The 21820-nt window shown below is 71.0% G+C and carries 17 protein-coding genes; 10 read left to right on the forward strand and 7 right to left on the reverse strand.

Features of this window, described 5'->3' with window-relative positions:
- Positions 1 to 320 precede the first annotated feature (320 nt).
- Entirely contained in the window at positions 321 to 1673 is a 1353-nt protein-coding gene (locus SLV14N_RS23080) for an FtsW/RodA/SpoVE family cell cycle protein (RefSeq protein WP_208683193.1), read from the reverse strand.
- A gap of 531 nt (positions 1674 to 2204) precedes the next feature.
- On the opposite strand from SLV14N_RS23080, the gene groES reads away from it, so the two are divergent.
- Positions 2205 to 2513: a co-chaperone GroES gene (gene groES, locus SLV14N_RS23085; RefSeq protein WP_018090856.1), complete on the forward strand. Its 309-nt coding sequence runs from the start codon at positions 2205 to 2207 to the stop codon at positions 2511 to 2513.
- A gap of 135 nt (positions 2514 to 2648) precedes the next feature.
- A complete protein-coding gene (gene groL / locus SLV14N_RS23090; RefSeq protein WP_208688038.1) occupies positions 2649 to 4271 on the forward strand; it encodes a chaperonin GroEL in 1623 nt (540 codons plus the stop codon).
- 166 nt (positions 4272 to 4437) lie between these two features.
- Here the strand turns inward: groL and SLV14N_RS23095 are convergent, their stop codons facing one another.
- The 3 genes from SLV14N_RS23095 to SLV14N_RS23105 form a co-directional block, all read right to left on the reverse strand.
- Positions 4438 to 5457 (reverse strand): hydroxyacid dehydrogenase, encoded by a 1020-nt coding sequence (locus tag SLV14N_RS23095; protein ID WP_263273244.1) that lies wholly within the window; start codon positions 5455 to 5457, stop codon positions 4438 to 4440.
- 292 nt (positions 5458 to 5749) lie between these two features.
- The gene (locus SLV14N_RS23100) at positions 5750 to 6523 is read right to left on the reverse strand and encodes an SDR family oxidoreductase (protein ID WP_208683195.1); all 774 of its coding nucleotides are present in this window, start codon (positions 6521 to 6523) and stop codon (positions 5750 to 5752) included.
- A 133-nt stretch (positions 6524 to 6656) separates the two neighbouring features.
- The gene (locus SLV14N_RS23105; RefSeq protein ID WP_208683197.1) at positions 6657 to 7322 is read right to left on the reverse strand and encodes an MOSC domain-containing protein; all 666 of its coding nucleotides are present in this window, start codon (positions 7320 to 7322) and stop codon (positions 6657 to 6659) included.
- Positions 7323 to 7474: 152 nt separating this feature from the next.
- On the opposite strand from SLV14N_RS23105, the gene SLV14N_RS23110 reads away from it, so the two are divergent.
- Entirely contained in the window at positions 7475 to 8386 is a 912-nt protein-coding gene (locus tag SLV14N_RS23110; RefSeq protein WP_263270871.1) for a LysR family transcriptional regulator, read from the forward strand.
- 218 nt (positions 8387 to 8604) lie between these two features.
- On the opposite strand, the gene SLV14N_RS23115 is transcribed toward SLV14N_RS23110, so the two are convergent.
- Positions 8605 to 8937: a WhiB family transcriptional regulator gene (locus SLV14N_RS23115; RefSeq protein ID WP_018090850.1), complete on the reverse strand. Its 333-nt coding sequence runs from the start codon at positions 8935 to 8937 to the stop codon at positions 8605 to 8607.
- A 379-nt stretch (positions 8938 to 9316) separates the two neighbouring features.
- Between SLV14N_RS23115 and SLV14N_RS23120 the strand changes: the two genes are divergently transcribed.
- The 4 genes from SLV14N_RS23120 to SLV14N_RS23135 all read left to right on the forward strand — a co-directional run bounded on the left by SLV14N_RS23120 (position 9317) and on the right by SLV14N_RS23135 (position 13676).
- Entirely contained in the window at positions 9317 to 9928 is a 612-nt protein-coding gene (locus tag SLV14N_RS23120) for a response regulator transcription factor (RefSeq protein ID WP_003948568.1), read from the forward strand.
- A gap of 283 nt (positions 9929 to 10211) precedes the next feature.
- Complete coding sequence (locus SLV14N_RS23125) at positions 10212 to 10787, forward strand: sigma-70 family RNA polymerase sigma factor (protein WP_018090849.1); 576 nt, start codon at positions 10212 to 10214, stop codon at positions 10785 to 10787.
- A 139-nt stretch (positions 10788 to 10926) separates the two neighbouring features.
- Positions 10927 to 12429, forward strand: a complete 1503-nt coding sequence (guaB, locus tag SLV14N_RS23130; protein ID WP_042155968.1) for an IMP dehydrogenase — start codon at positions 10927 to 10929, stop codon at positions 12427 to 12429.
- Between the two features lie 131 nt (positions 12430 to 12560).
- Positions 12561 to 13676 (forward strand): GuaB3 family IMP dehydrogenase-related protein, encoded by a 1116-nt coding sequence (locus tag SLV14N_RS23135; RefSeq protein ID WP_208683202.1) that lies wholly within the window; start codon positions 12561 to 12563, stop codon positions 13674 to 13676.
- A 512-nt stretch (positions 13677 to 14188) separates the two neighbouring features.
- On the opposite strand, the gene SLV14N_RS23140 is transcribed toward SLV14N_RS23135, so the two are convergent.
- Entirely contained in the window at positions 14189 to 15436 is a 1248-nt protein-coding gene (locus tag SLV14N_RS23140; RefSeq protein ID WP_208683204.1) for a nucleotide sugar dehydrogenase, read from the reverse strand.
- Between the two features lie 217 nt (positions 15437 to 15653).
- Here SLV14N_RS23140 and SLV14N_RS23145 point away from each other — a divergent pair, with 217 nt between their 5' ends.
- Positions 15654 to 17360, forward strand: a complete 1707-nt coding sequence (locus SLV14N_RS23145) for a glycerol-3-phosphate dehydrogenase/oxidase (RefSeq protein ID WP_208683206.1) — start codon at positions 15654 to 15656, stop codon at positions 17358 to 17360.
- 40 nt (positions 17361 to 17400) lie between these two features.
- Here SLV14N_RS23145 and SLV14N_RS23150 read toward each other — a convergent pair whose 3' ends face one another.
- Entirely contained in the window at positions 17401 to 18561 is a 1161-nt protein-coding gene (locus SLV14N_RS23150) for a cytochrome P450 (RefSeq protein WP_208683208.1), read from the reverse strand.
- A 167-nt stretch (positions 18562 to 18728) separates the two neighbouring features.
- On the opposite strand from SLV14N_RS23150, the gene SLV14N_RS23155 reads away from it, so the two are divergent.
- Positions 18729 to 19205 carry a MarR family winged helix-turn-helix transcriptional regulator gene (locus SLV14N_RS23155; protein WP_208683210.1) on the forward strand — a complete coding sequence of 159 codons (477 nt, stop codon included), beginning with the start codon at positions 18729 to 18731 and terminating at the stop codon, positions 19203 to 19205.
- A 429-nt stretch (positions 19206 to 19634) separates the two neighbouring features.
- Entirely contained in the window at positions 19635 to 21767 is a 2133-nt protein-coding gene (locus SLV14N_RS23160; protein ID WP_263270874.1) for a serine/threonine-protein kinase, read from the forward strand.
- Positions 21768 to 21820: the final 53 nt, after the last annotated feature.

Consider the following 21820-nt stretch of genomic DNA (forward strand, 5'->3'; position numbering starts at 1 on the left):
CATGACCACCGACGATCACCCCACCAACCGCTTTTCCATCCCCCCACGGGAGGGGACGGGCCGGAGCGGGTGGGTGTCCGGACGTAAAGCGAAGCAGTCCGGACACCCACCCGCGCAGGCTCGTCACCGCACCCCGACAGCCCCGCGCAGCGGACCCGGCCCGCCGCGTGGGGGTACCTCCCACGCCCTTCAGGCAGTGGGGGAGCAACGGCGGGACAGCCGAAAACGTGGGGCCGAGGCCAAGCGCAGCGGACCGGCTCGCCGCCAGGCGCAACGGCGAGCAACACCCACGGCGGGACAGCCGAAAACGTGGGAAGAAATCAAGCCGGCTCACGCCGGCGTTGCGCGTGGTCGCTGATCCGTAGGAGGAGGGCGACCATCACCCAGTTCGCGACCAGGGAGGAGCCCCCCTTGGCGAGGAACGGGAGGGCCTTGCCGGTGAGGGGGATCAGGCCGGTGACGCCGCCGGAGACGACGAAGACCTGGAGCAGCAGCGCTCCGGACAGCCCGACGGCGAGCAGCTTGCCGAAGGGGTCGCGGGCGCTCAGCCCCACCCGCAGGCCACGCTGCGCCAGCAGCACGTACAGCATGATCACGGCCATCACCCCGGCCAGTCCCAGCTCTTCGCCGACGGTGGTGAGGATGAAGTCGCTGTTGCCGGCGAAGCCGATCAGCTCGGGGTGGCCCTGGCCCAGGCCGCTGCCGCTGATGCCGCCGCTGCCGAAGCTGAGCAGCGCCTGTCCGAGCTGGTCGGACATGTGCTCCGCCTGGCCGGCCTTGGTGAACGCCCGCATGGGGTCCAGCCAGGCGGTGACCCGGCCGTGGACATGCGGTTCGAGGGAGCCGACCACGGCCGCGCCGACCGTGGCCATCAGCAGACCGCACACCACCCAACTGGTGCGGTCGGTGGCCATGTAGAGCATGATCACGAAGACGCCGAAGAAGATCAGCGAAGTGCCGAGGTCCCGTTCGAAGATCAGCACCAGCAGGCTGATCGCCCAGATCGTGAAGATCGGTGCGAGCTGCCGCCCCGGGGGCAGCTGGATGCCCAGGGCGCGGCGTCCGGCCAGCGCCAGCGCATCGCGGTTGACGGTGAGATAGCCCGCGAAGAACACCGAGATCATGATCTTCACGAACTCACCGGGCTGCAGCGACAGGGGCCCCAGCAGGATCCAGCGCTTGGCGCCGTACATATCGGCGCCGAAGAAGGCCGGTGCCATCAGCAGCACCAGTGCGATCACCATCGTCAGATAGATGTAGCGCTGCAGGATGCGGTGGTCGCGCAGTATCAGGAGGATGGCGATGCAGACCGCCACTCCGATCGCCGTCCACACCAGCTGGCCGTTGGCCGCCGCGGCGGTCTTCAGCCGGGGCGTCTGCGCATAGGTGATGTCCAGGCGGTGCAGCAGCACCAGCCCGATCCCGGTCAGCAGGGTGGCCACCGGCAGGATCAGCGGATCGGCCCGGGGCGCGAAGCGGCGCAGGACCAGATGCGGGAGCAGCGCCATGAGCAGCATGGTGACGGTGAAGACGGCCAGCCCGCCGGGCAGTCGGCCGCTCATCGACAGACCGGTGTAGGTGTAGCCGAAGACCGCGATCAGGACGACGAGGGCGAGCAGCCGTGCCTCGGTTCTCCGCCGGTCCGGTGCCTGGGCCAGCGCGGCAAACGTCATGGTGCGTTCGACATCGCTCTCCGGGACCCTGGCCCTCCGGGGAACTCTGGTCGCTGCACACACGGGATTCCTCCGCCATTCGTCGAGGCCGCCGGCCGGCCGGGAACGGGTCCGGTTCGTCGGCCCGGCAGTCGGGGAGGTAGACGAGGCAGCCGGTGGCGTGGTTGCGAGGCCAGGAGTAGGTGTGTCCGATTTGGCGGGAAGCTGCCCGATGGATGCCTCGTCACCCGCCCCGCCCCCGCGAGGGATGCCCATGATCGCCGAATGCGGGCGGCCGCGGAACCCCGGCTCCGTACGGCCGCCACCCCCGGCTCCGTACGGCCGGTCAACCGCGGCGGGGGAAGAGCCCCCCGCCGCGCTGGCACTCCGCTTGACCGAGTGCTAACCGCGTCATAGTCTCAGCGTTGGCACTCTCCAGTGGGGAGTGCCAGACACAGCGACGGGCAGGTCCGGCACCCGCGACGACGGATCCACCTGGTCGCCACCTCAGACAGTTAACCCCGTGAGATCTCCGAAGGGGGAGGTCGGATCGTGACGACCACCAGCTCCAAGGTTGCCATCAAGCCGCTTGAGGACCGCATTGTGGTCCAGCCGCTCGACGCCGAGCAGACCACGGCCTCGGGCCTGGTCATTCCGGACACCGCCAAGGAGAAGCCCCAGGAGGGCGTCGTCCTGGCCGTGGGCCCGGGCCGGGTCGAGGACGGCAAGCGCGTCGAGCTCGACGTGAAGGTCGGCGACGTCGTGCTCTACAGCAAGTACGGCGGCACCGAGGTGAAGTACAACAACGAGGACTACCTCGTTCTCTCGGCTCGCGACGTTCTCGCGATCGTCGAGAAGTAAGTCACCCAGTTTTGCTGTGATCTGCGCCCCTGGTTCCCGCGTCTAAACAACCCGGGGCAGGGGCGCAGTTCGTTTGAGCGACAGCGGTCCCCACGCCGTGGCCGAGGATCGCAATGAGAGGACTTGAAGCAACCGATGGCGAAGATCCTGAAGTTCGACGAGGACGCCCGTCGCGCCCTTGAGCGCGGCGTCAACAAGCTTGCCGACACCGTCAAGGTGACGATCGGCCCCAAGGGCCGCAACGTCGTCATCGACAAGAAGTTCGGCGCGCCGACGATCACCAACGACGGTGTCACCATCGCGCGTGAGGTCGAGGTCGACGACCCGTACGAGAACCTGGGCGCCCAGCTCGTCAAGGAGGTGGCGACCAAGACCAACGACATCGCGGGTGACGGCACCACCACCGCCACCGTGCTGGCCCAGGCGCTGGTCCGCGAGGGTCTGCGCAACGTCGCCGCCGGCGCCTCCCCCGCCGCCCTGAAGAAGGGCATCGACGCCGCCGTCAAGGCCGTGTCCGACGAGCTCCTCGCGACCGCCCGTCCGATCGACGACAAGTCCGACATCGCCGCCGTGGCCGGCCTGTCCGCGCAGGACAAGCAGGTCGGCGAGCTCATCGCCGAGGCGATGGACAAGGTCGGCAAGGACGGTGTCATCACCGTCGAGGAGTCCAACACCTTCGGTCTGGAGCTGGACTTCACCGAGGGCATGGCCTTCGACAAGGGCTACCTCTCGCCGTACATGGTCACCGACCAGGAGCGGATGGAGGCCGTCCTCGAGGACCCGTACATCCTGATCCACCAGGGCAAGATCGCCTCGATCCAGGACCTGCTGCCGCTGCTGGAGAAGGTCATCCAGGCCGGTGCCTCCAAGCCGCTGCTGATCATCGCCGAGGACGTCGAGGGCGAGGCCCTGTCGACCCTCGTCGTCAACAAGATCCGTGGCACCTTCAACGCCGTGGCCGTCAAGGCCCCCGGCTTCGGTGACCGCCGCAAGGCGATGCTCGGCGACATGGCCACCCTCACCGGTGCCACCGTCATCGCCGAGGAGGTCGGCCTCAAGCTCGACCAGGCCGGTCTGGACGTGCTCGGCACCGCCCGCCGCGTGACCGTCACCAAGGACGACACCACCATCGTCGACGGTGGCGGCAAGGCCGAGGACGTCACCGGCCGGGTGGCCCAGATCAAGGCCGAGATCGAGACCACCGACTCGGACTGGGACCGCGAGAAGCTCCAAGAGCGCCTCGCCAAGCTCGCCGGTGGCGTCTGCGTCATCCGCGTGGGTGCGGCCACCGAGGTCGAGCTCAAGGAGAAGAAGCACCGTCTGGAGGACGCCATCTCCGCGACCCGCGCCGCGGTCGAGGAGGGCATCGTCTCCGGTGGTGGCTCCGCGCTGGTCCACGCCGGCAAGGTGCTGGAGGGCTCCCTCGGCAAGGAGGGTGACGAGGCCACCGGTGTCGCCGTCGTCCGCCGCGCCGTCGTCGAGCCGCTGCGCTGGATCGCGGAGAACGCCGGCCTCGAGGGCTACGTCATCACCGCGAAGGTCGCCGAGCAGGACAAGGGCAACGGCTTCAACGCCGCCACCGGCGAGTACGGCGACCTGGTCAAGGCCGGCGTCATCGACCCGGTCAAGGTCACCCGCTCCGCCCTGGAGAACGCCGCGTCGATCGCTTCGCTGCTCCTGACGACCGAGACCCTGGTCGTCGAGAAGCCCGCGGAGGAGGAGCCGGAGGCCGGTCACGGTCACGGCCACGCGCACTGACCTGAGCGCCGCGCTCGCTGATGTGAGCCGTCGCCCCGGCTGACGCGTTTCATCGGCCTGCTTCACCTGAGACCCGGTTCCCGCTGCTGCGGGGGCCGGGTCTTCGGGTTTTCCGGCGGGGACGGGAGTACGGCACCCACCCGCGCCGGGCAGGGGTCTGCCCGACTCATGCCGAGCGGTGCAGATCCTCCGGCCGTACGGGGGTGAGGAACGGACGGCCCTGGCCGTAGCGTTCGAGTTCGTCGAGGGCGTGGTCGGCCAGTCGGTGGAGTTCGGTGCCCAGCGACCCCGCCACATGCGGGGTCAGCAGCACGTTCGGCAGGTCGTACAACGGCGAGCCGGGGGGCGGGAGTTCGGGCTCGGTCACATCGAGGACGGCATGCAGCCGGCCGGTCACCAGCTCGGGGAGCAGGGCCGTCCCGTCGACCAGCGAGCCGCGGGCGGTGTTGATCAGGGTCGCGCCGTCGGGCATCAGGCCCAGTTCGCGGGCGCCGAGCAGATGGCGGGTGGCGGGCAGCTGCGGGGCGTGCACCGTGACGATGTCGCTCTCGGCGCAGAGGGCGTCGAGGGGGACCGTGGTCACGCCGAGCCGGGCGGCCTCGGCGGTGTCCACGTACGGGTCGTACAACAGGACGCGCAGGTCGAACGGGCGCAGCAGCTCGATGACGCGACGGCCGATGCGGGAGGCGCCGATGACGCCGACGGTGCGGCGGTAGTTGCCGGCCCCGGCGAGTTCGTGCGGCCAGTCATGGGGTGCCCGCAGGCCGCGGTAGCGGTGGGCGGAGTGCAGGACGCGCTTGTTGGCGAAGAGAACCGCGGCGAGGGTGTACTCGGCGACCGGGAGGGCGTTGGCGGCGGCGGCCGAGGTGACGGCGATACCGCGGTCCCAGCAGGCGTCGGTGAGGTGGTGCTTGACCGATCCGGCCGCGTGGACGACGGCCCGCAGCCGGGGGGCCGCGGCCAGGACCCGGCCGGTCAGGGGCGGTGCGCCCCAGCAGGTGAGCAGCACCTCGGCGTCGGCGAGGGCGGCGGCGATCCCGGGGGCGGGGTCGGCCAGATCGTGGGCGACGAGGCTCGGGTCGGTACGGGCGAGGGCCGCGAGGCGGGTGTGGTGGCGGCCGTCCAGGAGCCGCTCGGCGACACCCGGGCCCATCGACAGCAGCACGCTGGGCCGGACCGGCGGCATTCCCCCAGGCCCGGGGGGACTGTCGGAGGTGGGGTGCCTCGTGCTCAACGGACCTCCTTCGCCGGGGCGCGTCGGCGCTCGTCGCCGTCCCGTCCCTTCCCGTCCCTTCCCGTCGCTTCCCGTCGCTTCCCGTCCCTTCCCGTCGATGCGCGTCGTTGCGTGTCCTGTGCCGTTTCGCCGGGACGGGCCTGTGGGGGCGCCGGCTTTCCCGCACCCCACAGCCCCGCCCCGCACGCCACGGCCATGGCACCACCACGGCACCGCACCCGGCAAGAGGCGAAGTGACCAGGCGTCAGCGGGGCCCGTACTTCCGGCCGGTACGGGACGTCAGCCCGCTCAGCACGCCACGGGGCGCCAGCTTCACGGCGCCCATCAGCGCCTTGTACCGCGGGTCGGGAATGGAGAGCGACTTCCCCCGCGTCAGGTCCTTCATCGCGGCGTCGACCAGCTTGTCCGCGTCCAGCCACATCCACCCGGGGATGTTGTCCGTCCCCATCCCGGCGCGCTGGTGGAACTCGGTCCGTACGAACCCCGGGCACAGCGCCATCAACCGCACGCCGCTCCCCGCCAGATCGCGCGCCGCGCCCTGGGTGAACTGCACGACCCACGCCTTGCTCGCGCCGTAGGTGCCGCGCGGCACGAACGCCGCCACCGACGCCACATTGACCACCGCACCCCGGCGCCGGTCCCGCATCCCGCGCACCCCGGCCGTGGTCAGCCGCAGCACCGCCTCACAGTGCACCTTGAGCATCGTCAGCTCGTCGGCCATGGGGACTTCGAGGTACTCGCCCTTGTTGCCGAAGCCGGCGTTGTTCACCAGCATGTCCACCGGGTGCCTGGTGTCCGCGAGCCGGGCCTCGACGGCGGCGATGCCCTCCTCGGTGGCCAGATCGGCGCTCAGCACCTCCGCCTCGATGCCGTGCCGGTCGTGCAACTCGGTGGCCTGCTCATGCAGTCGCTTCTCGTCGCGCGCCACCAGCACCACGCTGTGGCCGTCACTCGCGAGCCGCCGGGCGAACGCCGCCCCGATGCCCGCCGTCGCTCCCGTGATCAATGCAGTCGTCATACGGGCACGCTATCCGCCCCGGGCACGACGCCCGAGCCCCAACCCCCGGCGGCGCGGCCGCCCCACGGACCACCGGCGGCACACCCCGCGCCCACCGCCCCGGGAGCCCGCCCCGCCCGGTCCGGAAGGCGGCTCAACCCCTCGCCCGCTCCGCATGCTTCGACGCCTTCCGCCGCGCCTCCTCGGGAAGCGCGGCACCCGCCTCCAGCAGTCGCGGCAGCAGCTCCCGCCGGGTGGTCAGGGCCCGGAACATCAGCCCGATCGTCACCTCGTGATCGGGGCGGTGCACCACCTCGACGGCGTCCCCGGCGCGGATCTCGCCCGGCTCGATCACCCGCAGATACGCACCGGGCACCCCGGCCTGGGTGAACCGCCTGATCCAGCCGCGCTCGCCGATCCACCCGTGGAACGTCCGGCACGGGATCCGCGGTGAGCTCACCTCCAGCAACAGCTGCGGGCCGACCCGCCAGCGCTCGCCGATACGGGCGCCGGTGACCTCCACACCCGACGTGGTGAGGTTCTCGCCGAAGGCCCCGTTGGCCAGCTCGCGGCCCAGCTCCCGCTGCCAGTCGTCCAGATCCTCCCGTGCATAGGCGTAGACGGCCTGGTCGTCGCCGCCGTGATGGCGCAGGTCGACCACCGCGTCGCCGGTCAGTCCGCTGCCTCCGACGCCCTTGGGCCCCGGGGCGGTGACCGTCACCGGGCCGTCCACGGGGCGTTTGTCGATGCCGGTACCGCCCTCGGCATCGGTGTGCCGGGACGGGGCGGGCCGCCCGAGATTCACGCTCAGCAGCTTCATATGGTGCTCCGTTGTTCGGTCGGGCGTGGTCCGGGCCCGCTTTCTCGGCGTCTACCCAGCTCATGCGTCCCATTGATCCACGCCGGCCATGCGTCCCAAAAGCAACGTCTCGATTTTTCACGATCGACCCAAGACGCGCTTATGCTCGAAGCATGATCGAGGCCCGTCATCTCCGTGTGCTGCGCGCCGTGGCCAGGACCGGCTCGTTCTCCGCCGCCGCGCGGGAGCTGGGCTGTACCCAACCGGCCGTCAGCCAGCAGATGAAGGCGCTGGAACAGTCCGCCGGCACCCCGCTGCTGGTCCGCGCGGGCCGCGAGATGCGGCTGACCCAGGCGGGCGAGGCACTCGTACGGCACGCCGTCGGCATCCTGGCCGGGCTCACCGCCGCCGAGGAGGAGATCGCCGCCATCGCGGGCCTGCGCGCGGGACGGGTGCGGCTGGTGTCGTTCCCCTCCGGCAGCTCGACGCTGGTGCCGACCGCCCTGGCGACGATGCGCGCCGCGCATCCGGGTACCCGGGTCTCGCTGGTCGAGGCCGAGCCGCCACGCTCGATCGAGATGCTGCGCAACGGTGACTGCGAGATCGCACTGGCCTTCCGCTATCCCGAGGTGCGCGGTGCGGACCCGGCGGCCGGGGCGGAGTGGGACGACCTGGTGGTGCGCCCGATCCTGGCGGACCGGCTGGTCGGGCTGGTGCCGGCCGGCCACCGGCTGGCGAAGGCGGGTGCCGCGCGCTTCGCCGAGCTGGCCGACGAAGCGTGGATCGCGGGCTGTCCCCGCTGCCGCCGGCATCTCGTGGAGGTCTGTGAGAGCGCGGGCTTCACCCCGCGTATCGACTTCGCGACGGACGACTATCCGGCGGTCATCGGCCTGGTCGGCGCCGGCCTGGGGGTCGCCGCGCTGCCCGAGCTCACGCTGGCGTCGGTGCGCCCCAAGGGAGCCACGGCGGTACGTCTGGAGCCTGCCGTGCACCGCGAGATCGTCGCGCTCACGCTGCCGGACCTGGCACAGGTCCCCGCCGTCGCGGCGACGCTCAACCAGCTGGTGGACGCGGCCAGGCGCTGAGCCGCACCGCAGCGGCCGGGAACTACGGCCGCACCGCAGCGGCCGGGAACTACGGCCGCACCGCAGCGGCCGGGAACTACGGCCGCACCGAGGCGGCCGGGGACAACGGCCGCACCGAACCCCTCGCTCACGGCGGCAATGGCCCGCCGGAGCCCTGCAGGCGGGCAGCCGTGCCGCCATGCAGGAACGTTTCTTCAGGAGCGATCCGCCCCCGAAGGTCAGGCGCCGGAGATCCCCGCGTGACCGGTCATGGAGGAGGCGGGGACCAGCCGGTGCCGGGCCCGGCCCATGAGTTCCTCGCGTTCGTCCTCCGTCAGGCCGCCCCACACCCCGTAGGGCTCACGGACAGCCAGCGCATGCGCCGCGCACTCGGCCCGTACAGGGCAGCGCATGCAGACCTCCTTCGCCGATGTCTCACGCGCGCTGCGGGCCGCTCCGCGCTCACCTTCGGGGTGGAAGAACAGCGAGCTGTCCACGCCGCGGCAGGCGGCCAGCAGCTGCCAGTCCCAGAGGTCTGCGTTCGGGCCCGGGAGGCGGGAGAAATCTGCCATTGCTTGTCCCCTCGAAGCGATGCTGATTCGGGCTCGGTGCTCACGACGGTACATCTACTGTCGAAGTAGATGTAAATATGACTCATTGCGAATCTAGTCATAGTCACCACGAAAATGGAAGAAAGAGAGCCAAATAGGGCATAGGGTGCACGCGCGGATGCCGGTCGCCCGATGAGTCGTCTGCGTATCCGGCTCCTCACGGAGCGTGCTGAACTCGGTCGCCGAAGCCGTAACTCTTTCGAGTGACCGTCGTTGAGAGTGCGGAGGCGGTTGGCAGAGGTAGACCCCGGGCAAATGTCCGAGGCCGCCAATCGCTCAGGTGACGATACGTACCAGCCTGGAGGCTCAAGGTGACGCGCATCAGCTGCGGAGGGCGGTCATGACATCCGTCCTCGTCTGCGACGACTCCCCGCTTGCCCGAGAGGCGCTCCGTCGGGCGGTTGCGACCGTGCCCGGCGTCGAGCGTGTGACGACCGCGGCCAACGGCGAGGAAGTCCTCCGCCGCTGGGGTGCCGATCGTTCGGATCTGATTTTGATGGACGTACGGATGCCCGGTCTCGGCGGTGTCGAGACCGTGCGCCGGCTGCTGTCCGCGGACCCGGGCGCCCGGATCATCATGCTCACGGTGGCCGAGGACCTGGACGGTGTCGCGCTCGCGGTCGCCGCCGGTGCCCGCGGCTATCTGCACAAGGACGCCTCGCGCGCCGAGCTGCGGGCGACGGTGACCCAGGCGCTCGCCGATCCGACGTGGCGGCTCGCCCCGCGCCGGCTGCGGTCCGCCGAGATGGGTGCCGCGCCGACGCTGACCGCGCGCGAGATCCAGGTGCTGGAGGGCATGAGCCACGGCCGTTCGAACGCCGAGATCGGCCGTGAGCTTTTTCTCTCGGAGGACACGGTCAAGACCCACGCCCGGCGCCTTTTCAAGAAACTCGGCGCCTCGGACCGGGCGCATGCGGTGGCCCTGGGCTTCCGCTGGGGACTGGTCCGTTAAGGCGTTGTGACGTGCAGCGATGCGGGGGAGTGAAGATCCCCGCCCGCCCTGTGGCGGGCGGGGCGGCACGGCGCCCCGCAGCCGTCGGCGTACGACGGCGGTCCGATTCGCCGCGCGGTGCCGCATCCTTGGGGGTATGGAGTTCCTCGGGGACGGGCCGGTCGGGCACGAGGGGAGGGTGCAGGACATGACAACAGCTGGCGCACCTACCGCTCATAACGCTTCGGTGCACAAGTGCGGACCTGATGCCGCGGATCGCGCGGCGCCAAGGCACCATGGTCCGATGCGCGATGACGGGAAGCAGGAAATCGGCGATCTCGTCGCACGCGCCGTCGAGGGGGACCAGCGGGCCACCCATGATCTTCTGGCCCATGTGCACCCCCTCGCCCTGCGCTACTGCCGTACCCGGCTGTCGCGGCTGCCGGGTGACGCCCGGCACTTCGTCGAGGATCTGGCGCAGGAAGTGTGTGTCGCGGTGCTCTGTGCGCTGCCGCGCTACCGCGACACCGGCAAGCCCTTCGAGGCGTTCGTCTTCGCCATCGCCGGGCACAAGGTCGCCGATCTGCAGCGGGCCGCGATGCGGCATCCGGGCAGCACGGCCGTGCCGTCCGACGAGATGCCCGAGCAGCCCGACGACTCCCTCGGCCCCGAGGAGCGGGCGCTGCTGAGCAGTGACGCCGAGTGGGCCAAGAAGCTGCTGGCGAACCTTCCGGAAAATCAGCGGGAACTCGTTCTGCTGCGGGTCGCCGTCGGGCTGACGGCCGAGGAGACCGGGCAGATGCTGGGGATGTCGCCCGGGGCGGTGCGGGTCGCCCAGCACCGTGCGCTGAGCAGGCTGCGGGCACTGGCCGAGCAGTAGCGGTTGCCGGTGGGAAACAGCCGGATGTCGCCGTAGAAATACACAAGTGACGAGGCCCTCATCGCTCGTGGAATGGGACACCTCATTAGGCCGTTAGCATGGGAGTCCGCGCTGAGGCAAGAGCATTGGGGAAGGTGTCATGAGTGACAACGTCGACGGTATGCCCGCCAAATTCGCCATGCTCGGGCTGACATACGACGACGTGCTGCTGCTGCCCGGTGCGTCGGAGGTGCTGCCCAACGCGGTGAGCACCGCGTCCCGGGTCTCGCGCAACGTCACGGTGAACATCCCGCTGCTGTCGGCGGCCATGGACAAGGTCACCGAGGCGCGGATGGCCATCGCCATGGCGCGCCAGGGCGGCGCGGGCGTGCTCCACCGCAATCTGTCCATCGAGGACCAGGCCAACCAGGTCGACCTGGTCAAGCGCTCCGAGTCCGGCATGGTCACCGACCCGATCACGGTCCGCCCGGACGCCTCCCTCGCCGATGCCGATGCGCTGTGTGCCAAGTTCCGCATCAGCGGTGTGCCGGTGACGGACGCCGCGGGCAAGCTGCTGGGCATCGTGACCAACCGCGACATGGCCTTCGAGATGGACCGCAGCCGTCAGGTCCGCGAGGTCATGACCCCGATGCCGCTGGTCACCGGCAAGGTCGGCATCTCCGGCGAGGACGCCATCGAGCTGCTGCGCCGCCACAAGATCGAGAAGCTTCCGCTGGTCGACGACGCGGGCGTGCTCAAGGGCCTGATCACCGTCAAGGACTTCGTCAAGGCGGAGAAGTACCCCAACGCCGCCAAGGACGCCGAGGGCCGGCTGGTCGTCGGTGCCGCGGTGGGCGTCGGCGGCGAGGCCTACGAGCGGGCGCAGGCGCTGGTCGAGGCCGGTGCCGACTTCCTCGTCATCGACAGCGCGCACGGCCACAGCCGCGGCATCCTCGACATGATCGCCAAGGTCAAGTCCAACATCAACGTCGATGTCGTCGGCGGCAATGTCGCCACCCGCGACGGCGCCCAGGCGCTGATCGACGCGGGCGCCGACGGCATCAAGGTCGGTGTCGGCCCCGGCTCCATCTGCACCACCCGTGTCGTCGCGGGTGTCGGCGTGCCGCAGGTCACCGCGATCTACGAGGCGGCGCAGGCCGCGAACGCCGCGGGCGTACCGCTGATCGGTGACGGTGGTCTGCAGTTCTCCGGTGACATCGCCAAGGCCATCGCGGCCGGTGCGGACACGGTCATGCTGGGCTCGCTGCTGGCCGGCTGCGAGGAGTCGCCCGGCGAGATGGTCTTCATCAACGGCAAGCAGTTCAAGTCGTACCGCGGTATGGGTTCGCTGGGCGCGATGCAGTCCCGCGGCCAGGCCCGGTCCTTCTCCAAGGACCGCTACTTCCAGGACAACGTGCTCTCCGAGGACAAGCTGGTCCCCGAGGGCATCGAGGGCCAGGTGCCCTACCGCGGCCCGCTCGCGTCGGTCGCCCACCAGCTCATCGGCGGTCTGCGCGCCTCCATGGGCTACGTCGGCTCCGCCGACATCCCCGAGCTCAAGGAGAAGGGCCGCTTCGTCCGGATCACCGCGGCGGGTCTCAAGGAGAGCCACCCGCACGACGTCCAGATGGTCACCGAGGCGCCCAACTACTCTCGTCGCTGAGGAGGGGGCGCGGCGCGCCCCTCCCCACGGCGCTACCACGGCCCTGCCGTGAAGCCCGCGGCCTCCCCGGCCGCGGGCTTCGGTGCGTCGGGGATACTGGAACGGCAGACGTAGAGGGAAAGGCCACACACGTGACTGAGATCGAGATCGGGCGCGGCAAGCGCGGCCGCCGGGCATATTCATTCGACGACATCGCCGTCGTACCCAGTCGCCGCACCCGCGACCCGAAGGAGGTCTCGATCGCCTGGCAGATCGACGCCTACCGTTTCGAGCTGCCGTTCCTGGCCGCTCCCATGGACTCGGTGGTCTCGCCGCAGACCGCGATCCGCATCGGTGAGCTGGGCGGCCTGGGCGTCCTCAACCTGGAAGGTCTCTGGACCCGGTACGAGGACCCGGAACCGCTGCTCGCCGAGATCGCCGAGCTGGACGGCGCCACGGCCACCAAGCGGCTGCAGGAGATCTACGCCGCGCCGATCAAGGAAGAGCTGATCGGCCAGCGCATCAAGGAGGTGCGCGACGCGGGCGTCGTCACCGCCGCCGCGCTGTCGCCGCAGCGTACGGCGCAGTTCTCCAAGGCCGTCGTCGACGCGGGCGTGGACATCTTCGTGATCCGCGGCACCACCGTCTCCGCCGAGCATGTCTCCTCCGCGGCCGAGCCGCTGAACCTCAAGCAGTTCATCTACGAGCTGGATGTCCCGGTCATCGTCGGCGGCTGCGCCACGTACACCGCGGCGCTGCACCTGATGCGTACCGGCGCGGCCGGTGTGCTGGTGGGCTTCGGCGGCGGCGCCGCGCACACCACGCGGAACGTTCTGGGCATCCAGGTCCCGATGGCGACCGCGGTCGCCGATGTCGCCGCCGCGCGCCGCGACTACATGGACGAGTCCGGCGGCCGCTACGTCCACGTCATCGCCGACGGCGGTGTGGGCTGGTCCGGTGACCTCCCGAAGGCGATCGCCTGCGGCGCCGACGCCGTGATGATCGGCTCCCCGCTGGCCCGCGCCACCGACGCGCCGGGCCGTGGCCACCACTGGGGCATGGAGGCGGTGCACGAGGACGTGCCGCGCGGCAAGCGGATGGACCTCGGGGCGGTCGGCACGACGGAGGAGGTGCTGTTGGGGCCGTCCACGACCCCCGACGGCTCCATGAACTTCTTCGGTGCGTTGCGCAGGGCGATGGCGACGACGGGGTACTCCGAGCTGAAGGAATTCCAGCGGGTTGAGGTGACGGTGGCCCCTCGGCGCTAGCCGTACGTTGTCGGGTGCCCCCGCCGTGCCTGTCCCGCCTGTCGGCGGGGGTGGTGTTTGGGGTGGGGCCCCTGGTGTGTGGTGGGTGCCGGTGGCGGGGGCTCCGGGGTGTGTTGTCGGACTGCTTCGCTTTACGTCCGACAACACACCCCGGAGCCCCCGCCCCCTCCCGCCAGTTGTGGGACCCCACCCCGGTGGGGGGAAGAAAGCAAAAAGACCAGTAGCTCGGCCCGCGCCACAATGCGGCCGAGCTACTGGTCTTTGGAAACCCTCATCCCCACCGGGCGGGGGTCGCCATTCCGGACGGGAGGGGGCGGGCCGGAGGGGCCTGTGTTGTGGACGTAAAGCGAAGCAGTCCACAACACAGGCCCCGGAGGCCCGCACCCGGCACCCACCACCGACAACAAGCGGCCCCCGCCCAAACACCCCCCACCCCGCCGGGAGGCGACACGGCGCCGCAGACGACAACGTGCGGGTACAAACGAAACGTGCGGGCACAAACGAAACGGCGGCTACAAACGATGCGCGGCGCCCGTAGGAGTGGCACCCCTGGTGTCCAGTAGCAGCTGCGCCTTCACGGCCAGGCCCTGGAGGTCGTACGTGCGATGCGGCTGCAGCAGGACCGTCAGATCCGCGGCGGCCGCGGCTTCGTACAGGGAGTCGGGCCTGGGGACGGGCCGGCCCAGAACGTTCCACTGGGGAACGTAGGGGTCGTGGTACGTGAGGTGCGCGCCCAGTTCCATCAGGCGGGAGGCGATCTCGCGGGCCGGTGAGCCCGCCTGGTCGCCGATGTCCGGCTTGTAGGTGACGCCGAGGAGCAGGATCCGCGCGCCACGGGCGGATTTGCCGTGTTCGTTGAGGAGGGTGGCGCAGCGCTGGATGACATAGCGCGGCATCCGGCCGTTCACCTCCTGGGCCAGTTCCACCATGCGGAGCGGGTGGCCCAGTGAACGGCCTTTGTAGGAGAGGTAGTTGGGGTCGATGGGGGCGGCATGACCGCCCACCCCGGGGCCGGGGCGGAAGGCCTGGAAGCCGAACGGTTTGGTCTCGGCGCAGCGGATGACGTCCCACAGGTCGACGCCGATGTCATGGCAGAAGACCGCCATCTCGTTCATCAGGGCGATGTTGATGTGGCGGTAGTTGGTTTCCAGGAGCTTGGCGGTCTCGGCCTCGCGGGGCCCGCGGGCGCGGACGACCTTGTCGGTGAGGCGGCCGTAGAAGGCGGCGGCCGCTTCCGTGCAGGCGGGGGTGAGGCCGCCGATGACCTTGGGGGTGTTGGCGTAGCTGTGGGTCCGGTTGCCGGGGTCGTGGCGGCCGGGGGAGCAGGCGAGGTGGAAGTCCCGTCCGGCGGTGAGGCCCGAGCCCTCCTCCAGGAGGGGGCGCAGGAATTCCTCGGTGGTGCCCGGGTAGGCGGTGGATTCGAGGATCACCGTGGTGTGCGGGCGCAGTTGTGCCGCCAGTGTGCGGGCGGCGTCGGCGAGGGCGGTGAGGTCCAGGGCGCGGTCCTCGCCGAGGGGCGTGGGCGCGCAGAGGACGGCGGTACGGACCCGGCCGAGGGTGGTGGGGTCGGTGGTGGTGCGGAAGCCGGCGGAGAGCAGCCGGCGGAGTTCGGTGGCGGACAGCGGCCCGTCGGCGCCGGAGAGCCCGGCGGTGTGCGGGTCGGGGTCGTAGCCGATGGTGCCGATGCCGGCGGCGGTGGCGGCCTGGGCGAGAGGGAGGCCGAGGTGACCGAGTCCGATGACGGCGAGGTCTGCGGGCATGCTGCGGCCGTCCTTCCCGAGCGACTGCGAATGGCGTGTGCGCATGACGTGTGCGGAGGGCGCATAAATACACTAAGCGGATATTTGACCCAGAATAGGGATTGGTGGATCAAGGCGGCGGGGTGTTGCCGTCAGGAGCGAAGGGTGGATACCGGCACGCAGCGTGGACAGAATCGACGGACGGCGGTTGTGGCCCCGATCACAGCGGGAGGCAGCAGTGAAGACAGCGATACTGGGACCGGCGCAGCGGGCCGAGGCGCTCGCCCGAATGGCGGAGCGGGAGCTGGACATTCTCGTGGTCGGCGCCGGAGTCGTCGGCGCGGGAACGGCGCTGGACGCGGCGACGCGCGGTCTGTCCACCGGACTGGTCGAGGCGCGCGACTGGGCATCGGGCACCTCCAGCCGGTCGAGCAAGCTCATCCACGGTGGTCTGCGGTATCTGGAAATGCTGGACTTCGCGCTGGTCAGAGAGGCGTTGAAGGAGCGGGGGCTGCTGCTGGAGCGGCTGGCGCCGCATCTGGTCAAGCCGGTGCCGTTCCTGTATCCGCTGCAGCACAAGGGCTGGGAGCGCTGGTACGCGGGCTCCGGCGTGGCCCTGTACGACGCGATGTCGGTCTCGTCGGGGCACGGCCGCGGTCTGCCCGTGCACCGGCATCTGTCGCACAAGCGGGCGCTGCAGGTGGCGCCCTGTCTGAAGAAGGACGCACTGGTCGGCGCGCTGCAGTACTACGACGCGCAGATGGACGACGCGCGCTATGTCACCACGATGGTGCGGACCGCGGCCGCCTATGGGGCGCAGGTCGCCAACCGGGCACGGGTGGTGGGCTTTCTGCGCGAGGGCGAGCGAGTGGTCGGCGTGCGGGTGGAGGACGTCGAGGGGGGCGGCGACTACGAGATCCGGGCGCAGCAGATCGTCAACGCCACCGGGGTGTGGACGGATGACACCCAGGCGCTCATCGGGGAGCGCGGCCAGTTCCATGTCCGTGCGTCGAAGGGCATTCACCTGGTCGTCCCCAAGGACCGCATCCACTCCACGACCGGATTGATCCTGCGGACGGAGAAGAGCGTCCTGTTCGTCATCCCCTGGGGGCGGCACTGGATCGTGGGGACGACGGACACGGGCTGGGATCTGGACAAGGCGCATCCGGCGGCCTCCAGCGCCGATATCGACTATCTGCTGGAGCATGTGAACGAGGTGCTCGCGACCCCGCTGACCAGGGACGACGTGGAGGGGGTGTACGCGGGGCTGCGCCCGCTGCTGGCCGGGGAGTCGGACGCCACGAGCAAGCTGTCGCGAGAGCACACCGTCGCGCATCCGGTGCCGGGGCTGGTCGTGGTGGCCGGCGGCAAGTACACGACGTACCGGGTGATGGCGAAGGATGCGGTGGACGAGGCGGTGCACGCCCTCGACCAGCGGGTCGCGGACTGTGTGACCGAGGACGTGCCGCTGGTCGGGGCCGAGGGCTACCGGGCGCTGTGGAACGCGCGGGCCCGGATCGCGGCCCGCACCGGACTGCATGTGGCCCGTATAGAGCATCTGTTGAACCGCTACGGCTCGCTGACCGAGGAGCTGCTGGAGCTGGTGGTGGCCGATCCGTCGCTGGGCGAACCGCTGGCGCACGCGGAGGACTATCTGCGGGCCGAGGCGGTCTACGCCTGTACCCACGAGGGCGCCCGCCACCTCGACGACGTACTGACCCGGCGCACCCGTATCTCCATCGAGACCTTCGACCGGGGCACCCGCAGCGCCCGCGAGGTGGCCGAGCTGATCGCGCCCGCGCTGGGCTGGGACGGCGACCAGATCGAGAAGGAGATCGCGCACTACCAGAAGCGCGTCGAGGCGGAGCGCGAATCGCAGCGGCAGCCGGACGATCTGACGGCGGATGCGGCGCGCCTGGGGGCGCCGGACATCGTGCCGCTCTAGAGCGCCCTGCTACCGGGCCGCGGACCGGAGCGGGAAGCCGTCAGCCGTGCAGGGCGACGGGGAGGGCGGTCAGCCGGCTTCCCTGCAGGCCGCCGATGCCGGTCAGCCGGAGCTCGGTGAAGGGGACGGTGAGGCGGGCGTCGGGAAAGTCGGTGCGCAGCACCGCGGCCACCGCGCGCAGTTCGAGGTGGGCGAGCTGGGCGCCGATGCAGAAGTGCGGGCCGGCGCCGAAGGTGAGGTCCGGTCCGGCGGAACGGGCCGGGTCGGTGTTGATTCCCTGGATGTCGACGAGCACGGGCGCCCGGGCGGGCAGCCGTGTCCCGGCGAGTTCGGTCTCGGTGGTGGTGAACCGCCAGAGCGTGAACGGGGCGGGCGGGTGCTGCCGTAGCGTCTCGCGGACCAGTGCGTCGAGATCCGTCCGGTCCGCCTGGCCGCGGTGCGGGCCGGTGGCGAGTGCGCGGGCGATCAGGACGCCGAGGGCGGCGTCGGTGGTGAGCTGTCCGGCGAAGACCAGCCCGAACAGGTGGTACTGCAGCTGGTTGCGGGTGGTGTGCGCGGGGACCCGGTCGCGCAGCTCCACGGCGAGTCCCCGGCCGCCCTCGTCGAGCCCGGAGGCGGCGAGTTCTGTGAGTGCGGCGATCGCCCTGCCCTGCGCGCCGGGTTCGTCGCTGAACATCTGCCGGCAGCCGTCGGCGGCCCGGTCGACGTGGTCGAGGGGTATGCCGAGCAGATCGAGCAGGACGGTGAGCGGATAGCGGGTGGTGAAGCCCGCCATCAGGTCGACCACCGTGCGGCCGGCGCCGAGTCCGGTGAGCAGCTCCCGGGCGATCGTGTGGACCCGTTCGGACTGTGCGCGGATCCGCTGGGCGTTGAGGAGCGGAGCGTGGGCGCGTCGCAGAGCGGTGTGCTCGGGGCCGTCGAGGGTGGTGAGGGAGGGCTGTTCGGCGGCGGTCTGCTCCAGCCCGGCGGTGTCCCAGCCGGGTGGCGCGAACGCGGGGTCCTTGACGATCCGGGGATCGGTGAGCACCTCGCGGGCCAGGGCGTCGTCGGTCACGATCCATGCCGGTCCGCCGGCTGGGGCGTCCACTTCCACGAGGGGGCCGGCGGCCCGCAGCGCGGCGCGGACCGGATCGGGCTCGGTGAGGCCGCGGACGGTTGCGGCGAACGGGTCGATGCCGTCGAGGCGGGGGGCGTTCAGCATCAGCGCTCCAGGGGTCGGGAGGGGGAGGTGTAACTCTGCCGTAAAGTGACTCGCTAGCGAAGAAACTTCATGGTGAAGTAATTCCAGCGGGAAGCTATGGTGAACCGCGGCGGGTTGTCAACATGTGCCGCCGCCCTGCGGTGGCGGAGGGAAGGCGGAGGGGCCTCGTGGAGGAACCGGTGTCCGGCGGTGTCGGGGCGCGGCGTGAGCGGCTGGCGGGAGGGCTCAGGAACTACGGAGCGAGCTTCACCGAACTGGGCCGTCGCTTCGCCGCCCGGATCGGTGTGCACTCCACCGACGCGTTCGCCCTGCTGGAGATCGCCTCGGCCGAGGAGCGGGGCACCCCGCTGTCACCGGCCTCGCTCGGCAGGCGTATCCCGCTGTCCTCGGGGGCCATGACCGCGCTGCTGAACCGGCTCGAAGAGGCCGGGTATGTCACCCGTACCCGCGGACACGCCGACCGGCGGATCGTCACCCTGCACAGCAGTCCCCGGGTCGGGGAGCTGGCGGACGAGTTCTTCGGCCCCGCCAACGCGCGCCAGGACGCGGTCCTGTCCCGCTACCCGGCCGAGCTGCTGGAGCAGTTCGAGACCCTGCTGTCCGAGCTGAGCTCCGCCATGGAGGACGGGCCCGACAGCCCCTAGACGGCGGATCGTCACCCTGTCAGGTCGCTGCGGTCGCCGTGTCCCGTTGCCGTCGTCGCGGGCGGCTGGGCGCGCCCCAGGGGCGCGGGGTGAAGCGGGGCCGGCTGATACAGGCTGTCAGGAAGGGTGCGGCCAGGGCCGCCAGGGCGCCTGTGCGGACCGTGGCGTGGCGGTGGCCGGCCGGGGTGGCGCCGGGCGGAGGGTGCGGGCCGCGGCCGGGCGGCGCGGGCGCTTCGTCATCGGGACTCCCGTTCGCCGGTGCCCTCATGGCGGGTACGAGGTGTCGTCCCGCACCGACCCGGGCCTTCCGCACGGCCGCGGATGAGGGAGAATGAAGGCTCTGCCAGGGTGGGTTGTCCGAGTTGGGCCAGTTTGGTGATCGATGGGACGTCGAAGCTGCCAACTCGGCTGGATTGCAGAGGGGATTCAGTGGGCGACGAGGTCGAGATGAACGGCAAGGAGGGCAGGCTGCTCGCCGGCCGGTACCGGCTCGCCGATGTTCTCGGCCGGGGCGGCATGGGTACCGTCTGGCGGGCACGCGACGAGGTCTTGGGCCGTACGGTCGCAGTCAAGGAACTGCGCTTCCCGGGCGGGGTCGAGGAGGACGAGAAGCGCCGTCTGATCACCCGCACGCTGCGTGAGGCCAAGGCGATCGCCCGGATCCGGAACAACGGCGCGGTGACGGTCTTTGACGTGGTCGACGAGGACGACCGCCCATGGATCGTGATGGAGCTGGTCGAGGGCCGCTCGCTCGCCGAGGTCGTCCGTGACGACGGCCCGCTCACCCCGCGCCGGGCCGCCGAGGTCGGCCTGGCGGTGCTCGATGTGCTGCGTGCCGCCCACGCCGAGGGCATCCTGCACCGCGATGTGAAGCCGTCCAACGTCCTGATGTCCGACGACGGCCGGGTCGTGCTGACCGACTTCGGTATCGCCCAGGTCGAGGGCGACCCCTCCGTGACCTCGACCGGCATGCTCGTCGGTGCCCCCTCCTACATCTCCCCGGAGCGCGCCCGCGGCCACAAGCCGGGCCCGCCGGCCGACATGTGGTCGCTGGGCGGGCTGCTGTACGCCTGTGTCGAGGGCGTGCCGCCGTACGACAAGGGCTCGGCGATCGCCACGCTGACGGCGGTGATGACCGAGCCGGTCGAGCCGCCGAAGAGCGCCGGTGCGCTGGAAGAGGTCATCTTCGGCCTGCTGGTGAAGGACCCGGCGAGCCGGCTGGACGACGCCGGTGCACGGACGCTGCTGCTCGATGTGGTGCACGCCCCCGAGGCGCAGAAGCCGGAGCCCCCGCTGGACGAGACCCGGGCGATGGTGCTGCCGACGGTGCCCAAGGAGCGCACGACGGCGAAGCCCGAGAGCGCGCCGAAGCCGAAGCCCGCCCCCAGGTCGCGGGTGCCGCGCAAGCCGAAGCCGAAACCCGCCGCCGCCCCGGTGGCGGAGCCGGCGGCCGGGAGCGGGTCCGCTTCCGGCGGTACGAAGGCGGGCAAGAGCAAGGCCGGCGCCGCCAAGGCCGGTGCCGCCAAGACCGCCGCGACCAGCACCCCGAAGCGGACCGAGCGCCCGCGGCAGGCGGCCACCCCGGCCACCGAGGAAACGACCGCTGCGGACCGGGCGGGCTCGGGCGTCTCCCGTCCGACGCTCACCCGCCCCGGGTTCGACACCGAGGCCGCCAAGGAGCGGCTGCGCGGCGCCCTGCAGACGGTCCGTGCGGCTGCCACTGCCGCTGCCGCCGCCGCGCGGGCCCGTGCGGACTCCAGACCCGGTGACGGGAACCGTCCGTCGACGCGTGCTTCGGTGACCGATGTCGTCCCGCGCCGCACCCTGATCATCGTGGCCGTGATCGTCGCCCTGGCGGTGCTGGGCACGGTCCTGGCCGTCGCGCTGAGCGGCGGCGACACCACGAAGAACAGCGGCAAGCCGGCCGGCAGGCACGACAAGGCGTCGTCCGCGGCGAAGGCGAAGCCCTCCACGGAATCGGCCGGGACGGGCGAGGACGCGAAGGACGGGCCCGGCTCGCCGGTCCCGCAGCCGCCGGGCGGGGTCAGCCCGGCCGAGGACAAGGGCGACACCGGCGGCAAGGACGGCAAGGACGGCAAGGCGGTGCCGGACGGCTTCGCCCAGGTCTCCAACGGCCGGTTCCACTTCGGTATGGCGATGCCCAAGGGCTTCAAGCAGACGGCCACCGCGGGGCAGGGCTCCGGCGTCATCTACAGCGCCTCGGGCGGCTTCCCCCGCGTCCAGGTGGACTACAACGCCGAGCCCGGCACCGACGCGGCGGCTTCCTGGCGCAGCCTGGAGCCGGCCGTGCGCGGCTCCAGCGAGGACTACCGCCTCATCAGCATCAAGTCGGTGAAGTGGCGCGGCTATCCGACCGTCGCCGACTGGTCCTTCACGCGCCGGCAGAGCGGCCAGAAGGTCCGGGTCCTCGACCGCGGTTTCAAGGCCGACGACCAGCACGGCTACGCCATCATGATCACCTGCAAGGCGGACGCCTGGTCGGAGAAGGAGTGTCAGAACGTGGTCAGCACCGCGTTCAAGACCTTCGCGATCAAGGACTGAGGGCGGGACCGGGGCAGCGGCCGGGCGAGGAACGGACAGAGCGCGCGTCGTTG

This window comes from Streptomyces sp. Je 1-4 4N24 (assembly GCF_026239515.1).
Classification (GTDB): Bacteria; Actinomycetota; Actinomycetes; order Streptomycetales; family Streptomycetaceae; genus Streptomyces; species Streptomyces nigrescens.

Excerpts from the sequence above, each read along its gene's own strand:
- SLV14N_RS23080 (WP_208683193.1), bottom strand. The coding sequence starts at position 1,673 with ATGACGTTTGCCGCGCTGGCCCAGGCACCGGACCGGCGGAGAACCGAG.
- SLV14N_RS23100 (WP_208683195.1), bottom strand. The coding sequence starts at position 6,523 with ATGACGACTGCATTGATCACGGGAGCGACGGCGGGCATCGGGGCGGCG.
- SLV14N_RS23120 (WP_003948568.1), top strand. The coding sequence starts at position 9,317 with ATGACATCCGTCCTCGTCTGCGACGACTCCCCGCTTGCCCGAGAGGCG.
- SLV14N_RS23140 (WP_208683204.1), bottom strand. The coding sequence starts at position 15,436 with ATGCCCGCAGACCTCGCCGTCATCGGACTCGGTCACCTCGGCCTCCCT.
- SLV14N_RS23125 (WP_018090849.1), top strand. The coding sequence starts at position 10,212 with ATGCGCGATGACGGGAAGCAGGAAATCGGCGATCTCGTCGCACGCGCC.
- SLV14N_RS23105 (WP_208683197.1), bottom strand. The coding sequence starts at position 7,322 with ATGAAGCTGCTGAGCGTGAATCTCGGGCGGCCCGCCCCGTCCCGGCAC.
- groL (WP_208688038.1), top strand. The coding sequence starts at position 2,649 with ATGGCGAAGATCCTGAAGTTCGACGAGGACGCCCGTCGCGCCCTTGAG.
- SLV14N_RS23110 (WP_263270871.1), top strand. The coding sequence starts at position 7,475 with ATGATCGAGGCCCGTCATCTCCGTGTGCTGCGCGCCGTGGCCAGGACC.
- SLV14N_RS23150 (WP_208683208.1), bottom strand. The coding sequence starts at position 18,561 with ATGCTGAACGCCCCCCGCCTCGACGGCATCGACCCGTTCGCCGCAACC.
- SLV14N_RS23115 (WP_018090850.1), bottom strand. The coding sequence starts at position 8,937 with ATGGCAGATTTCTCCCGCCTCCCGGGCCCGAACGCAGACCTCTGGGAC.
- SLV14N_RS23095 (WP_263273244.1), bottom strand. The coding sequence starts at position 5,457 with ATGCCGCCGGTCCGGCCCAGCGTGCTGCTGTCGATGGGCCCGGGTGTC.
- guaB (WP_042155968.1), top strand. The coding sequence starts at position 10,927 with ATGAGTGACAACGTCGACGGTATGCCCGCCAAATTCGCCATGCTCGGG.